Origin of the sequence: Amycolatopsis sp. NPDC098790 (assembly GCF_044759945.1) — a bacterium.
Taxonomy (GTDB): Bacteria; Actinomycetota; Actinomycetes; order Mycobacteriales; family Pseudonocardiaceae; genus Amycolatopsis.
The window spans coordinates 857,309-872,288 of sequence record NZ_JBIWAI010000003.1; the positions used below are offsets into that span (position 1 = coordinate 857,309).

The 14,980-nt window shown below is 70.8% G+C and carries 12 protein-coding genes; 3 read left to right on the forward strand and 9 right to left on the reverse strand.

Annotation, left to right across the window (positions count from 1 at the left end; translation table 11 throughout):
• Positions 1 to 144 precede the first annotated feature (144 nt).
• A complete protein-coding gene (locus tag ACIQWX_RS29230) occupies positions 145 to 1,719 on the forward strand; it encodes an ATP-binding protein (protein ID WP_400877502.1) in 1,575 nt (524 codons plus the stop codon).
• Positions 1,716 to 2,384: a response regulator gene (locus ACIQWX_RS29235; RefSeq protein ID WP_400877504.1), complete on the forward strand. Its 669-nt coding sequence runs from the start codon at positions 1,716 to 1,718 to the stop codon at positions 2,382 to 2,384. Before ACIQWX_RS29230 ends, ACIQWX_RS29235 begins: the two co-directional genes overlap by 4 nt.
• A gap of 4 nt (positions 2,385 to 2,388) precedes the next feature.
• Here ACIQWX_RS29235 and ACIQWX_RS29240 read toward each other — a convergent pair whose 3' ends face one another.
• Positions 2,389 to 3,051 (reverse strand): hypothetical protein, encoded by a 663-nt coding sequence (locus ACIQWX_RS29240; protein ID WP_400877506.1) that lies wholly within the window; start codon positions 3,049 to 3,051, stop codon positions 2,389 to 2,391.
• Positions 3,052 to 3,115: 64 nt separating this feature from the next.
• Between ACIQWX_RS29240 and ACIQWX_RS29245 the strand changes: the two genes are divergently transcribed.
• Positions 3,116 to 4,864, forward strand: a complete 1,749-nt coding sequence (locus tag ACIQWX_RS29245) for a M64 family metallopeptidase (protein WP_400877508.1) — start codon at positions 3,116 to 3,118, stop codon at positions 4,862 to 4,864.
• A 1-nt stretch (position 4,865) separates the two neighbouring features.
• Here the strand turns inward: ACIQWX_RS29245 and ACIQWX_RS29250 are convergent, their stop codons facing one another.
• From ACIQWX_RS29250 to ACIQWX_RS29285, 8 genes are all read right to left on the reverse strand, one after another.
• The gene (locus ACIQWX_RS29250) at positions 4,866 to 6,236 is read right to left on the reverse strand and encodes a beta-N-acetylhexosaminidase (RefSeq protein WP_400877510.1); all 1,371 of its coding nucleotides are present in this window, start codon (positions 6,234 to 6,236) and stop codon (positions 4,866 to 4,868) included.
• A 1-nt stretch (position 6,237) separates the two neighbouring features.
• Positions 6,238 to 7,086: a carbohydrate ABC transporter permease gene (locus tag ACIQWX_RS29255; RefSeq protein WP_400877512.1), complete on the reverse strand. Its 849-nt coding sequence runs from the start codon at positions 7,084 to 7,086 to the stop codon at positions 6,238 to 6,240.
• Positions 7,077 to 8,024 carry a carbohydrate ABC transporter permease gene (locus ACIQWX_RS29260; RefSeq protein ID WP_400877515.1) on the reverse strand — a complete coding sequence of 316 codons (948 nt, stop codon included), beginning with the start codon at positions 8,022 to 8,024 and terminating at the stop codon, positions 7,077 to 7,079. Before ACIQWX_RS29260 ends, ACIQWX_RS29255 begins: the two co-directional genes overlap by 10 nt.
• The gene (locus ACIQWX_RS29265) at positions 8,024 to 9,307 is read right to left on the reverse strand and encodes an extracellular solute-binding protein (protein WP_400877517.1); all 1,284 of its coding nucleotides are present in this window, start codon (positions 9,305 to 9,307) and stop codon (positions 8,024 to 8,026) included. The genes ACIQWX_RS29260 and ACIQWX_RS29265 overlap by 1 nt, the downstream gene beginning before the upstream one ends.
• A 73-nt stretch (positions 9,308 to 9,380) precedes the next feature.
• A complete protein-coding gene (locus ACIQWX_RS29270; RefSeq protein ID WP_400877518.1) occupies positions 9,381 to 10,508 on the reverse strand; it encodes a lactonase family protein in 1,128 nt (375 codons plus the stop codon).
• Positions 10,509 to 10,554: 46 nt separating this feature from the next.
• On the reverse strand, positions 10,555 to 11,943 hold the full coding sequence (locus ACIQWX_RS29275) for a GntP family permease (protein WP_400877520.1): 1,389 nt from the start codon (positions 11,941 to 11,943) through the stop codon (positions 10,555 to 10,557).
• A complete protein-coding gene (locus ACIQWX_RS29280) occupies positions 11,940 to 13,535 on the reverse strand; it encodes an amidohydrolase family protein (protein ID WP_400877522.1) in 1,596 nt (531 codons plus the stop codon). The genes ACIQWX_RS29275 and ACIQWX_RS29280 overlap by 4 nt, the downstream gene beginning before the upstream one ends.
• Complete coding sequence (locus tag ACIQWX_RS29285; RefSeq protein ID WP_400877524.1) at positions 13,535 to 14,833, reverse strand: amino acid deaminase; 1,299 nt, start codon at positions 14,831 to 14,833, stop codon at positions 13,535 to 13,537. The genes ACIQWX_RS29280 and ACIQWX_RS29285 overlap by 1 nt, the downstream gene beginning before the upstream one ends.
• Positions 14,834 to 14,980 lie beyond the last annotated feature (147 nt).

Consider the following 14,980-nt stretch of genomic DNA (forward strand, 5'->3'; position numbering starts at 1 on the left):
TTGCCTCCAGCTCAGGGGTGTTCCAGGTTGCGGCACACTGTAGGCGCCCGCCGGTGATCCGGCTCACTTGTGTTCATTGAGTTCGCGCACCGTCCCCTTCGGACACCGGAGCGCGTGTGCTGGTATGAGGAGGTGCCCCCGACGATGCGGTCCCGCTGGAGCCTCGCCCGTCAGCTGCTCGTGCTGCAGCTGGCGGTGCTCTGCGTGCTCGCCGGCGCCGGGATCACGTTCGCCTACCTCGACGCGTCCCGTGCGGTGAACGAGAACGCGCGCGACCAGGTCCGCGTGGTGGCCTCGGCGGTGGCGGACGCCCCGACCGTCGTCGGCGCGGTCGCGACGGCGAACCCGAGCGCCACGCTGCAGCCGTACGCGGTGCGCGTGCAGGCCGACACCGGCGTCGACTTCATCACGATCATGAGCCCGGCCGGGATCCGCTACACGCACCCGAACCCGGCGCTGATCGGCCAGCACTACATCGGGAACATCGCGCAGGCGCAGCGCGGACAGCCCTACACCGAGACCTACACCGGCTCGCTCGGCCCGTCGGTGCGCACGGTCGTCCCGGTGTTCGCCCCGGACCGCCGCGTCGTCGCGCTGGTCGCCGTCGGGATCACCGTCGCGGCGATCTCGGCCGAGCTGCGCGAACGGCTGTGGCCGCTGTTCGGCGTCGCCGGCGCGGTGCTCGTGGTCGGCGCGCTGGGCGGCTGGCTGATCAGCGCGCGATTGCGGCGGCAGACCCGCGGGATCGCGCCGGACGAGCTGAGCAACCTGTTCGAGTACCACGAAGCCGTGCTGCACTCGGTCCGCGAGGGCGTGCTGCTCGTCGGCCGCGACGGGCGCATCGGCCTCTGCAACGACGGCGCGCGCGCCCTCCTCGGCCTCGACGCCGACCCCGTCGGGCGCGAGCTGGCGTCGCTGGGTCTGCCTGCCGAGCTGGCGGAGGCGTTCACGTCGGCGGAAAACCGCGCCGAGGAACTGCACCTGACCGACGCCCGCGTGCTGCTGGTCAGCACGACCGCGGTCCGCTCGGGCGGCCGGGCGCAGGGCACCGTCGTCGTCCTGCGCGACCACACCGAACTGCAGACGCTGACCGGCGAGCTGACGACCGCCCGCGGGCTCGCGGAGGCACTGCGGTCGCAGGCGCACGAGGCCGCGAACCGGTTGCACACGGTCGTTTCCCTGGTGGAGATCGGCAAACCCGAGCAGGCCGTCGAGTTCGCGACCGCCGAGCTCGCGCTCGCCCAGGAGCTGACCGACCGCGTCGTCGGCGCCGTCGCCGAGCCGGTGCTCGCGGCGCTGCTGCTGGGCAAGGCGGCCGAGGCGAGCGAACGCGGGGTCGAGCTGACGGTCACGCCGGACACGGTGATCGACGACGTCTCGCTCGGCATCGAGGCCCGGGACCTGGTGACCATCCTCGGCAACCTGATCGACAACGGCCTCGACGCGGCTGTCCGCGGCGGCGGCAAGCCGTCGGTCGTCGTCACCGCCCGCACCGGCGACGACGGGCTGCTGCTGCGCGTGGCCGACACCGGGCCGGGCGTGCCCGAGGACGCCGACGTCTTCCGCCGCGGCTGGTCGACGAAGGCCGAAGACGGGCACGGGCTGGGCCTGGCGCTGGTCGGGCAGGCGGTGCGCCGCTACGGCGGCACGGTCGACGTCGGCCACGACGGCGGCGCGGTGTTCACGGTGCGGCTGCCCAGACAGGAGGCGGACCGGTGATCCGGGTGCTGGTGGTGGAGGACGAGCCGGTGGCCGCCGAGGCCCACCGCGTCTACGTGGAACGGCTCCCGGGCTTTTCGGTGGCGGGCGTCGTCCATTCCGGCGGCGAGGCCCTGCGGTTCTGCGAACGCGAGCCGGTCGACCTGGTGCTGCTGGACTTCTACCTGCCCGACACGCACGGCCTGGCGGTCTGCCGGTCGCTGCGCGCGGCCGGGCTGCCGATCGACGTGATCGCGGTGACGTCCGCGCGTGACCTGGGCCTGGTCAAAGCCGCGGTGTCGGTGGGGGTGGTGCAGTACCTGCTGAAGCCGTTCACGTTCGCGAGCCTGCGCGAAAAGCTGGAGCGCTACGCGGAATTCCGCGACGCGTCGGGCGAAGTGACGGGCCAGGCGGAGATCGACCGGGCACTGGGCGCGTTGCGCACGACGGAGCAGCCACCGCTGCCGAAGGGGATGAGCGTCCAGACCCTGGAGGCGATCACGGACGCGTTGTCGGGCGCCGCGGAAGGGCTTTCAGCGGGCGCGGCGGCATCGGCGATCGGCGCGTCCCGCGTGACGGCGCGGCGGTACCTGGAGTACTTGGCGGACAACGGGATGGCGCACCGGGAACCGCATTACGGGCAGGTGGGCCGGCCCGAAGTCTGGTACCGGCTCACTCGCGTATAACGACTTATAGCCGGTCGCTCAGGAGCCGGGCGATCTTCGCGTAGACCTCGGGTGCGAAGGGGCGCAGGTCGAGTTCGGCCAGCCGCGTCTGGCCGTGCGACTTCTTCACGACCAGCAGCATGACGTCACCGTATCCACGGCCGTTGCCGGCCACGTTGTCGTTCAGCTTGCAGGTGCGCGTGGTGCCGTCCACGCCCGCGATCGGCGTCGCCGGCTCCACGCACGGCTTGGTCCACTCCTTGACCAGCGCCGCGACCTGCCCGGTGCCCGGGACGACCGTGATGTACAGGTCGAACAGCTGCCGGCCGCCGGTCCGGCTGGCGTAGTTGCAGTGGTGGGTCGTGGCGCCCTGCTGCGAGCTCGGCGCCTCTTCGACCGCGTAGGTGTCCAGCACGACGCCCATCGCGGCACTCGTCTCGGTCACACCGAGGAACGGGCAAGCCGACGTGACCTTGTCCGGCGAGTGCGGTGGTGGCGGCTGCGGTGTCGTCGGCGGCTGCGAGCCCGGCCCCGGCCCCAAGGCGGGCGCCTCCGAAGACGGCCGGTCCGTCGCCGGAGGCGTCGATGTCGCCGTGGTCTGCGCGACCGGCGCGGCCGCCGGCGTCGAACACGCGGTCAGCAGGGCCAGCGCACCGGCCGCGACCAGGATTCCCCCTCGATTCCCCATGCCGGGGAGGATAGCCCGACTTCCGGCGGTTCCGGCCGCATTTCGGGTGCGGTAGACCGGGACCATGTCGAAGTGGGCCGGATTCGTCGCCGCCGCTGTCCTGACTCTCGGACTCGCCACCCCGGCTCACGCCGCCGAGCCCGTCGCGAGCGTCACCGATGTCCAAGTGACCGGGCCCGCGGCCCAGCGGTTCAACCTCGTCGTCCTCGGGGACGGCTACACCGCGGCCGAGCAGCCCAAGTTCTTCGCCGACGTCCAGCGGCACGTCAGCACCCTGTGGTCGCTCGAACCGTTCAAGTCCTACCGCAGCTACTTCAACGTCTACGCCGTGTCGATCGCCTCGCCCGAGTCCGGTGTGGACTGTGACCCGTCGCTCGACGCACCGCAGCGGGACACCCCGCTGAACATGGGCTTCTGGGGCGGCTGCAACCCGCAGAGCGTCCAGCGCCTGCTGACCGTCGACGACGACGCCGCGCAACGGTACGCCGGCCTCGTGCCCGGCACGACGAGCGCCAACCGGCAGATCCTGGCGCTGGGGAACAGTTCCACCTACGGCGGCGCGGGTGGGGCGTACGCGACGGCGTCCGGCGGGAACGCGCTCTCCGCGCTGATCTCCCCGCACGAGCTGGGCCACTCGCTCGGCGGCCTCGACGACGAGTACGACTACTACGCCCGCAACGTCCCGGGCGGCGCGTACGAGGGCGGCGAGCCGGACTCGGTCCACCACACCCTGCTCACCGAACGGCAGATGCGCGACCAGCACGCGAAGTGGTGGCGCTGGCTGGGCGAACCCAGCGAGTCCGGCGGCGCGATCGGCCACTTCGAAGGCGGGCTCTACACGCAGACCGGCGTCTGGCGGCCCAGCGCGCACTCGATGATGAAGACCCTGGGCTACAACTTCGACCAGGTCGGCCGCGAACGGATGACGCAGCGGATCTCCGCGAAGGTGCCGCTGATCGGCGGCGGCACCCCGGCCGGCACGATCGGCGCCGACCGCGTCGTGTGGGTGCGGCCGATGCACCCCGTCAGCCACCGCCTCGACGTGAAGTGGACCCTCGACGGCCGTCCGCTGCGCGGTTCCGAGGCCGTCGACCTGCGGCAGGCCCACGTGAAGCCGGGGAAGCACACGTTGACGGCCACGGTGACCGACCCGACGCCGTTCGTCCGCGACCCGGCGGTCCGGCCGACGGCGACCCGCACGTGGACCGTGGACACGTCGGTCGTCACACCGCCGGCGACCGGTCCGGCGGTCATCGCGTCGACGCCGACCACGTCCCCGGTCGGCGGCCACGACGTCGTCTACGTCGAGACGGGGGAGCCGACCGGTTCGATCCCGGCGGTCCGCTGGACCCTCGACGGCCGCCCGGCCGGGAACGGACCCGACTTCGCCTTGAAGGAGTCACGCGGCCGGCACCGGCTCACGGCGACGACCGGCGGAACGACGTTGACGTGGACGGTGGACGCGGACGGCCCGACGACGACGGTCGCGCTGCCGCCGGGCACGGTGTTCCACGGTTCGTTCACGATGCGCTTGACGTCGTCCGACGGGATGCCGGAGTTCCGCGTGGACGGCGACGGCTGGCACAAGTACTACGGCTGGCCGACGGACCCGGACGCGCCGTACGTGTTCACGCCCCGCGGGACCGAGATCGACGGGTTGGCGTACGGAAACCTCGGGTCCGGTGGGTTGACGGTGTCGCCGTTCGCCGAGCGGACGCCGGGGTACGGCCGCCATCGGATCGAGTACCGTTCGATCGACGCGGCGGGCAACGTGGGCCCGACGCGGTCGTTCGAGGTGACGCTGCTGCCGTGAGTCAGCGCGGCCGGCCCGGCACGCCCGGCCGGGTCTGCCACGGGTGCGGCCCTTCGAGGGGCCGGTACTCGACGCCGAGGGCGTCCAGCCGCGGCAAGTGGTGGTCCCGCAGCCGCGGCAGGAACTCCGCGTAGTCCCGCGCCCCGCTGCTCCAAGCCACCTCCGCGAAGGCCGACAACCGCGGGAAGGCCATGTAGTCCACCCGCCGCACGTCGTCCAAGTGCTCGCTCCACACCTGCGCCTGCACCCCGCGCAGCCGATCCCCGGTCAACGCCGGCTCGTACCGGTACACGTCCTCCAGCGTGTGCACCATGCCGACCGGGATCGGCTCGCCGGGATCCTCGGACTGCCGGTGGTCCAGGTACACGTGCTGCTCCGGGCACATCACCACGTCGTGCCCCGCCGAGGCCGCGCGCACCCCCGCCTCTTCGTTCTGCCACGAGCCGATCACCATCGGGGGCAGGCCGGGGATGTCGAGAACCTCGTCCCAGCCCATCGGCGTCCGGCCGCGCGCCACCAGGTGCTCGGCCAGCTGCCGGACGAACGCGCGGTGCTCGTCGGTCGCGCCCGGGGTCTCGTCGCCACCCAACGCGATCACCGGGGAGGGGAAGATTTCCAGCAGGTGGTCGAACACCGTCTTGAAGAAGTCCAAAGTAGACGACGACGGCGAGAGCAGCGAAGTGCTGATCCCCCAGGAAGTCCAGATCTCGTACGACGAAGAAGTTCCCAGCGACGGGTAAGCCGCCAGAGCCGCCCGTGCGTGTCCGGGGATGTCGATCTCCGGCACCACCGTGACGGCCCGGGCAGCCGCGTACGCCACGATCTCCCGCAGATCGTCTGCGGTGTAGAACCCGCCGTGCGGACGCCCGTCCTGCGCACCCCCGCTGCCCACCATCGACGACGGCCGCCAGCCACCCACCGACGTCAATCGAGGGTACGCGGGAACCTCGAAGCGCCAGCCCTGGTCGTCGGTCAGGTGCAGGTTGAGCACGTTCAGCTTGTGCGCCGCCAGCAAGTCGATGAACCGCAGCACCTCGGCCTTCGTCCGGTAGTGCCGGGCGACGTCGAGCAGGCACCCGCGCCAGCCGAACCGCGGGTGGTCCTCGACGACTCCGCACGGCAGCGACAACGCGTCACCGAAAGAAGCCGCGCGGAAAGCCGAAGGCCCGGCCAGCTGACGCAGGGTCTGCCGCCCGTAGAACTCCCCGGCCGGGTCACCACAAGACAAAACCACGCCCGAAGGAGTGATCTCCAGCCGGTACCCCTCGGCCGGAAGCGCCGCGGCGCGAACGTCCACAGGGGACGGCCACGGGCACGAACCCGGCGCGGGAGTGACGGAAACCGGACGGGGGAGCAGAGTGTCGAAAGCCATGTCAGCCCTTCACGGCGCCGGCCATCCCGGACACCAGCCGTCGTTGCACGAGGACGAAGAACACGAGCACCGGGATCGTCATCAGCGTCGAGGACGCCATCACCGCGCCCCAGTCGGTGTCCTCCGGCTTGAAGAACACCAGGATCGCCTGGGGCAGCGTCTGGTTCTCGGTCTTGGAGATGATGAACGTCTTGGCGAAGAGGAAGTCGTTCCAGGCGTGGATGAACGCGAGCACGCTCACGGCCACCAGCCCCGGCGCCACCAACGGGAACAGGATCTGCCAGGTGAACCGCATGCGGGACGCACCGTCCAATTTGGCCGCCTCTTCGAGCTCCACCGGCACCGCGGCGACGAACCCGCGCAGCATCCAGATCGCGAACGGCAGGCTGAACGCCAGGTGCACCAGCACCAGTGAGCCCAGCTCGTTCAGACCCAGCGCCGGCACCGCGCCGCCGAGGGACCGCATCAGGAAGAACAGCGGGATCGTCAGCGCCTCCACCGGAACCATCTGCGCCACCAGGATCATCACCAGCAGCACGGTCCGGCCCTTGAACGAGAACCGCGTCAGCGCGACGGCCGAAAGGAACGACAGCAGCAGCGAAAGCACGACCACGACCAGCGCCACCACGAGGCTGTTCACGAAGAACCGCCCGAAGCCGGACACCGTGAGCACGCGCGAAAAGCTGTCGAACGACGGGCTGAACGTCCACGGCTTCGGGTTCGCCGACTGGATTTCGCCCGCCGGCTTGAACGCCGAAAGCAGCATCCAGTACAGCGGGAAGGCGACTATGCCGGCGATCACGACCGTGACGACTTCGGCGATCAACCGCCCGGGACGTTTCACAGCCATGCCGCGCTCCGGCGCTGCGACCGGACGTACAGCCCGGTGATCGAAAGCAGCAGCAGCGTCATGACGACTCCGATCGCCGAGCCGAGGCCGTACTCCTGCCCGGCGAAAGCCTGTTGGTACGCATAGACGTTGAGGACCAGGTTGCGGCCGGCGACGCCGCCGCCGTTGGTCATCACGTAGATCTGGGTGAAGACCTTGAAGTCCCAGATGATCGACTGGACGGTCGCGATCATCAGCAGCGGCCGCACCATCGGCAGCACGATCGAATAGGTGGTGCGCCACACCGACGCGCCGTCGAGCGACGCGGCCTCGAGCACCTCGTCCGGCACGCCCTTGATGCCCGCGTACATCGTGACCAGTACGAACGGGAACGAACACCAGATCACCTCGGCCGCGACCAGCCCGAACGCGCCGAGCGTGCCGAAGGTCCACGAGTGGTGCTCGAACGGCAGCCCGATTCCCGACAACACCTCGTTGACCAGCCCGAAGTCGGTGTCGAAGAGGAACAGCCAGACGTAGGAGCCCGCGATCGCCGGCGTCGACCACGCGCCCAGCGCGGCGAGGAACAGCAGCGTCCGGGGCAGCGAGCGCACCCGCGAAGCCAGCACCGCGAGCCCGGTGCCGACGAGCAGCGAGCCGACGACGCACGCCGCGGCGAACCCGACCGTCTTGCCGAGCACCGTCCAGAACTGCACTTCGGACAGGAGGTCGGCGTAGTTCGCGAAGCCGAGGAACACCAGCGGTGCGTTGCCCGCGGCCTGCGGCTGGCCGTAGTCGTAGAACGAGATGAGGACCAGCTGGTAGATCGGGTAGGCCAGCATCGCCGCGAGCAGGACGCCCGCCGGGGCGAGGTAGAGCGCGGCGGCCCGGCCGTCCCCCTTCCGCCGCGGCCGCCGGGCGGGGGCCGTGACGGAAGGGGCTTCCTGGACGGTCACCACTACCCGAAGGCCTTGTCCATCGCCGCGGCCGCGTCGGTCAGCGCCGCGGCCGGGTCCTTGCCGCCGGTCGCGATCTGCTGGACGGCGGTCGGCAACACGTTCTGGCTGTCGATCTTCGACCACGCCGGCGTCGCCGGGACGAACTTCGTGCCCGCCTTGAGCGTGTCGACGAACGGCTTGAGGAACGGGTCGTTCGCCGCGAGCTTCTGCTGCACGCCGCTCAGCGTCGGCAGGTTCCCCATCGCCGTGTACATCTTCTCCTGGTACTTCGCGCCGCCGAGCAGCTCGATGAACTCCAGCGCCAGGCCGCGGTGCTTGCTCGCGTTGAAGACGCCCAGGAGGTTGCCGCCGGCGAACGCGGGGGCGACGCTGCCCGCGGTCGTGCCCGGGATCGGGACGACCGCGTACTTGCCCTTGACCGCGCCCTGCTCGACGGCCTTGCGGTTGAAGTCGCCGCCGATGGTCATCCCGGCCTTGCCGCCCGCGAACGCCGTGACGCTCTGCGTGCCGGTCAGGTTCGCGCACTGCGCGGGCGGGCAGATGTCGTCCTTGAGCAGGCTCGCGTACTGCGTGACACCGGCCTTGGCCTTGTCCTCGGTGACGGCGGACTTCCACTTGCCGCCGTTGTCCGTCGCCAGCTCGCCGCCGTTGGCCCAGAGGAAGGGCAGCATCGCGTAGGTGTACTTGCCGCCGACGGAGATGCCGTAGAGGTCCGGCTTGGCGGCGCGGATGCGACGGGCGGTGTCGGTCAGCTCGGCCAGCGTCGTGGGCGGCTTGAGACCCAGCTCGGTGAAGACGTCCGTGCGGTAGTACAGAGCGCGGATGCCGGTGTACCAGGGCAGGCCGTAGGTCTTGCCGCCGGACTTCGCGGTGTCCAGCACGGTCGGGATGAGGTCCTTGCCCTCGCTCCACGACGCGAGGTCGCCGGTCAGGTCGGCCAGCGCGCCGGTGGCGGCGTAGCTGGAGACGTCGGTGTTGCCGAGCTCGGCGACGTCCGGGGCGTTGTTCGGGTCGTTGAAGGCGCCGGAGAACTTGTCGGCGCGGCCTTCGACCGGTACCCACTGGACGTCGACCTCGACGCCGGAGTGCGCGGCCTTGAACTCGGTGATGGCGTCCTTGACCGCGGCCTCCTTCGGCGCGCGGTTGGCCTCGTCGAACAGCCAGACGCGGACGGTGCCGGTCTTCTCGTCCCCGCCGGAGCCGGCGGGCGCGGACTGGGTGGGCGCGCAGCCGGCGAGCAGGGCCAGCCCGGCGACGACGGGCAGGGTGCGGCGCAGTCTCATGACGGATCCTCCAGTGGGAGGGTCGTGAGTGCGTAACAGTGTTAGAACACTGTTACGCACTCACGACCTCTGTTCAGGCGAAATAGACGGAGTTGACGTCGGGCACCGCGAGCGAGCCGGCGACCGCGCCGGGCAGGCCGGTGGCCGGGTCGCGGGGCAGCCAGGTGACGGTGCCGGAACGCTGGTTCGAGACGTAGAACCAGTTCTCGCCCGGGTCGAGGGCGACGTGCCGCGGCCAGTTGCCGCCGGTGGCCACAGTGGACACCAGCTTCAGCGTCTCGCCGGCGACCGAGAACGTCGCCAGGGTGTTCGGGCCGCGGACGGTGGCGTAGGCGAACTTCCCGTCCTTCGACAGGGCGATCTCGCCCGGGAACAGGTCGCCGGTGCTGCCCGGCGGCACGGCCGGGACGACGGAAAGCGCCTTCAGCGTCCCGGTGGCCGCGTCCCAGCTCGCGACCGTCACCTCCGGGCGCAGCTCCTGCAGGATGTAGGCGAACGTCCCGGTCTTGTCGAACGCGAGGTGCCGCGGCCCGGCGCCGGCGGGCAGCTTCAGCTGCTGGTGCAGCGCAAGCTTCCCGGTGGCGACGTCGAGCGAGTAGACGTACACCGAGTCGGCGCCGAGGTCGACCGACAGCACCCAGCGGCCGGTCGGGTCGTTGACGACCTGGTGGGCGTGCGCCTGGCCGGAATCCGCCTGGTGCGTCACGAGGTCCGTGGCCGCGCCGAGCTTGCCACCGGCCAGGATCGGCAGCACGACGACGCTGCCCGAGCTGTAGTTCGCCGCCAGCACGTACTTCTGGCTCGAGTGCACGCTCAGGTGCGTCGGCGCGCCGCCCTTCGAGGAGACCTTGTTGAGCAGCTTCGGGTTCGTCGCGTCGGCGATGTTGAACGCCGAGACGAACCCGTTCGGGTCGCCTTCGTTGGTGACGTACAGGGTCTTGCCGTCGGCGCCGCGGTCGAACCACGACGTGTCGGTGATGCCGGGCACCGTGCGCACGGGGTTCAGCGCGGCGCCCGACCGGGTCGTGACGTCGAGGCCGTGACCGCCGGCCCCGCTGGTGTAGCTGCCGATGTACACGGTTCCTCCGGCGATGCAGCCCTTCGAGGTGGTGGCCGCGGCCGCGAGCGGCGCCCCGAGAACGGTGGCGGCGCCCGCGCCCGCGGCGGCGCCGAGGAACGTGCGACGGGAAAGTCCGGTCATCATTGTCTCCCAACGGGTTCGGGTCGGCGGCTCACCCCATTATGGTCTAGACCACAGCCATGAGCAATGCCGAAACCCCGAATCCGGAAACGGAAAGCACGGTTTCCAGCGCGGTCCAGGACTTCAGCGTCTGGACGACGCTCATGTTGAAGTACCGCGAAACGATCCAGAAGCCGCCGTCGTTGACGTGCGAGGCGATGATCGACCCGGCCGAGATCGCCATGACCAGCAGGGCCAGCTGCACCTGCGAATACCCGAGCTGCGCCACGGTCGGCGCGATGATCCCGCTCGTGGTCACGATGGCGACGGTGGCCGAGCCCTGCGCGATGCGCATGCCGCAGCTGATGACGTAGGCGGCGAGCAGCACCGGCAGCCCGGCGTCGTGCAGCGAGTCGGCGACGGCCTTGCCGATGCCGGTGGCCGACAGCACCGCGCCGAAGAACGCGCCCGCGCCGACGACCAGCAGGATCATCGCGACCGGGCGCAGCGACTTCGCGGCCAGTTCGTTGAGGTCCTTGCCGGTGAACCCGCGGCGCAGCCCGAGCAGCCAGGACGCGAGCAGCACGGCGACGGTCAGGGCCACTGCCGGGGTGCCGATGAACGCGGCGACCCCCGAGAGCGCGGAGCCCTTCGGCAGCCAGATGCTGCCGAACGTGCCGGCCAGGATGAGCACCAGCGGCACCGCGATGATCGAGCCGACCAGCGCCAGCGACGGCACGTTCTGCTCCTGCTCGCCCTCTTCCTCGGCGACGATCATCTCTTCGGGCACGGCGACGTCGATGCGCTTGCCGATCCAGGTCGCGTAGGCGACGCCGCCGATCAGGAAGGCGGGGATGCCGCAGGCCAGGCCCATCAGGATGATCCAGCCGAGCTCGACGTGCAGCAGGCCGGCCGCGGCGACCGGACCCGGGTGCGGCGGCAGGAAGGCGTGCGTGATCGACAGACCGGCGATCAGAGGCATCGCGTACAGCACGAGGGAGCGCTTTCCCTGCTTCGCGGCGACGTACACCAGCGGTGCCAGGACGAAGATGCCGATGTCGAAGAACACCGGGATGCCGAAGATGAACCCGGCGACACCCATCGCCAGCGGCGCCCGCTTCTCGCCGAACGCCCGCAGCAGCGCGCCGGTGAGCACCTTCGCGCCACCCGAGCGTTCCAGGATCGACCCGAGCAGCGTGCCGAGCCCGATGATCGCCGTGATGTGCCCGAGGATGCCGCCGAACCCCTTTTCCAGCAAGGAGTCCGACGACTTCTGCGCGGTGCCGACGATCGTCCCGACCGGCAGCCCGGCGGCCAATGCGGTGAGCAGGCCCACGACGATCAGCGCGATGAACGGCTCGATCTTCAGCTTGACGATCAGCAGCAACAGGACGGCGATCGAGACGGCGGCGAGCGTGAGCAGCCCGCCCGTGGTGTGTTGCAGCCAGTGGATCATCGGGCTCTCCGGGGGTTGCGCAGGGAGTGGCCGGCGAGGGCGCCGGTGGGGGTTCCGTCGTCGAGGGCGGCGACGCCGTTGACGAAGACGTGGGTGATGCCCGCGGCGGGTTGCCGGGGGTCGTCGAAGGTGGCGGTGTCGGCGACCGCGTCCGGGTCGAACAGCACCAGGTCGGCGGCGTACCCGGCGCGGACCAGCCCGCGGTCGGTGAGCCGCAGCCGCCGCGCGGCTCGCCCGGTCAGGTGGGCGACGCACTCGGCGAGGTCCAGCACGCCCAGTTCCCGGACGTACCGGGCCAGGTACCGGGGGAACGTGCCCCACGCGCGCGGGTGCGGCCGGGCGCCGACGAGCAGGCCGTCGCTGCCGCCGGTGTGCGTGCGGTGCCGCATGATGGCCTGCACGTTCTCCTCGTGCCCGACGTGCATCAGGCACGACGTGCCGAGCTTCTCGTCCAGCAACGTGTCGAAGTACAGGTCCGCGGGGGCCACGTCGGCGGTCGTGGCCGACGCGGCGACGCTGTGCCCGACGAGGTGGTTGTTGTGCTCGTGGCGGACGCCGTTGACTTCGATGGCGTCCCAGTCGATCGGGACGCCGTGCGCACCGTCCGAACCGGACTCTTCGATGGCCACCCGGATCCGCTCGCGGGTGTCCACATCGGACAACCGAGCCAGGGTGGCGTCGAGCCCACCCTCGGTGGCCCAGCTCGGCAGCAGCGCGCTCAGGTAGGTCGCGCCCGGCAGGTACGGGTAGGTGTCGAGGCTGACGTCGCAGCCGTCGTCGAGTGCGTCGTCCAGGAGCTTCAGCAGGTCGGGCGCTTTGCCTTTGTTGACCGAGAAGTTCATCGTCGCGTGCGCGAGGTGCAGCGGGCAGCCTGACTGCCTGCTGACGTCGATCATCTCGGCGAACGCTTCCAGGGCGCCCTTGCCGTAGCTGCGGTGGTGCGGGCTGTAGAACCCGCCGCCTTCGCCGACCACCCGGCACAGCTCGACCAGCTCGCTCGTCTGCGCGTACATCCCCGGCGTGTAGGTCAGGCCGGACGACATCCCCATCGCGCCCTCGGCCAGGCCGGTGGCGACGAGTTCCTTCATCCGCGTCAGCTCGGCGTCGGTGGCCGGGCGGTCGTCCCAGCCGACGGCGAGCATCCGGACCGTGCCCTGCGGCACCAGGTAGGCCGCGTTCACCGCGACGCCCTGGTCGAGGCGGTCGAGGTACTCGCCGACCGAGCGCCAGTTCCAGTCGAACCCGGCCGGGTCGTCGTTCCAGCCCGCGAGCTGCTGCCGCAGCGCTTCGAGCACGGCGTCGTCGACCGGCGCGTACGACAGCCCGTCCTGCCCGAGCACCTCGGTCGTGACGCCCTGGGTGATCTTGGCCGGGTGGTCCGGGTTGGCCAGCAGCTGCAGGTCGGAGTGCGAGTGCATGTCGATGAACCCGGGCGCGAGCACCAGGCCGCCGGCGTCGATCGTCCGGCCACCGGTGAGCGACCCCGCGTCGGCGACCTCCGCGATCTTCCCGTCGCTGATGCCGACGTCGTGGCGGGCGAGGGGTTCGCCGGTGCCGTCCGCGACCAGCGCGTTCTTGACGACGACGTCCATCAGAACCACGTCCGCACGAGGTCGACGACGGTTTCGCCGTCGGCGGCGGTCACCGGCAGCAGCGGCCACTTGTCGAACACCGTGCACGGGTGCGAGAGGCCGAGCCCGACCCAGTCACCCACCTCGATCGGCGAGCCGGCGGGCAGCGTCAGGAACGCGTGCTGGTCGTTCATCTTCGCGACGACGTGGTCCCGCAGCGGCTCGGCGGGGCCGTTCGGGGTCCGGCGCAGCTGCGGCTCGGGCATGCCCTCGTCGAAGGACGCGTCGCGCTTGCCGATCGTCAGCAGCGCGAGGGTGTCCGACGGCTTCGACGTCACCTGCGCCCAGGCGCGCAGGGCGGGCCGGAACGACTCGACGCCGTCGATGCGCGGGTGGTCGCCGAGCGGGGAGATCTCTCGGTAGAAGCCGTCGTCGTGGGTGACGTAGGCACCGCTGCGCAGCACCGGCAGCACGTCGAGGCCGGCGGGCCACGGCTTCGTCAGCTCGTTGGCGACCTGGTCGAAGTACGCGCTGCCGCCGGCGGTGACGATGACCTGCCCGTCGAGCAACCCCTTCTCCGCGAACGCGATCGCGAGGTCGCGCAGACCGTCCACATAGGAGCTGATCTTGGCGAGCGCGGCTTCGTCGGTGTCGTGGGAGAGCGCGCCCTCGTAGCCACCGGTGCCCCGCAGCCGCAGGACCGGGCTGGCGTCCACGGCTTCGGCGACGGCCCACGCGGTCGCGGTGTCGCGGACGCCCGTGCGGCCGCCGTCGGCGCCCAGTTCGAGCAGGACGTCCACCGGGCGTTCGCTGCCTTCGAGGGCCTCCGTCATCAGCTCGACGCCGCGGACCGAGTCGACCCAGCAGACGAACTCGAACGCCGGGTCCGCGGCCAGTTCGGCGGCCAGCCAGCGCAGGCCGGCCGGGTCCAGGAACTGGTTGGCCAGCAGGATCCGCGAGACGCCGAACGCCCGGTAGATCCGGAGGTGACCGGCGTTCGCGCAGGTGACGCCCCACGCGCCGTGCTCGATCTGGCGGGCGAACAGCTGGGGTGCCATGGTCGTCTTGCCGTGCGGGGCGAGCACGACGCCGCGGGCGGCGCACCAGGCGGCCATCGTCCGCAGGTTGTGTTCGAGCGCTTCTTCGTCGAGGACGACGAAGGGCGCGAAGAACCCGTCGGTGAAGAGGTTGAGCCGGCGGTCCGCGGCTTCGTCCAGGGTGAGCCCGGTCAGCGCGGGGGCGGCCGAGCGGAAGCGCCAGTCGACCCGCTCCTGGCGGAGGGCGTCGAGCGCGGCGGTGTTCATGGTGCAGTCGTTCATCGGCGGCGACCTCTGTTGCGTATGTTGCAACGACTGTTGCGCATTTTGAGTGCCATAGGTGTAGCATCCGGGTCGCTACAGGTCAACGGGGTGAAGGGCAGGGAGACGGACAGTGACGAGCGGGCCCGAGGTGCTGTGTGTCGGCGA

Bases quoted from the DNA above. Each gene is read 5' to 3' on its own strand.
- ACIQWX_RS29230 (WP_400877502.1), top strand. From the start codon at position 145: ATGCGGTCCCGCTGGAGCCTCGCCCGTCAGCTGCTCGTGCTGCAGCTG.
- ACIQWX_RS29240 (WP_400877506.1), bottom strand. From the start codon at position 3,051: ATGGGGAATCGAGGGGGAATCCTGGTCGCGGCCGGTGCGCTGGCCCTG.
- ACIQWX_RS29245 (WP_400877508.1), top strand. From the start codon at position 3,116: ATGTCGAAGTGGGCCGGATTCGTCGCCGCCGCTGTCCTGACTCTCGGA.
- ACIQWX_RS29250 (WP_400877510.1), bottom strand. From the start codon at position 6,236: ATGGCTTTCGACACTCTGCTCCCCCGTCCGGTTTCCGTCACTCCCGCG.
- ACIQWX_RS29255 (WP_400877512.1), bottom strand. From the start codon at position 7,086: ATGGCTGTGAAACGTCCCGGGCGGTTGATCGCCGAAGTCGTCACGGTC.
- ACIQWX_RS29265 (WP_400877517.1), bottom strand. From the start codon at position 9,307: ATGAGACTGCGCCGCACCCTGCCCGTCGTCGCCGGGCTGGCCCTGCTC.
- ACIQWX_RS29270 (WP_400877518.1), bottom strand. From the start codon at position 10,508: ATGACCGGACTTTCCCGTCGCACGTTCCTCGGCGCCGCCGCGGGCGCG.
- ACIQWX_RS29275 (WP_400877520.1), bottom strand. From the start codon at position 11,943: ATGATCCACTGGCTGCAACACACCACGGGCGGGCTGCTCACGCTCGCC.
- ACIQWX_RS29280 (WP_400877522.1), bottom strand. From the start codon at position 13,535: ATGGACGTCGTCGTCAAGAACGCGCTGGTCGCGGACGGCACCGGCGAA.
- ACIQWX_RS29285 (WP_400877524.1), bottom strand. From the start codon at position 14,833: ATGAACGACTGCACCATGAACACCGCCGCGCTCGACGCCCTCCGCCAG.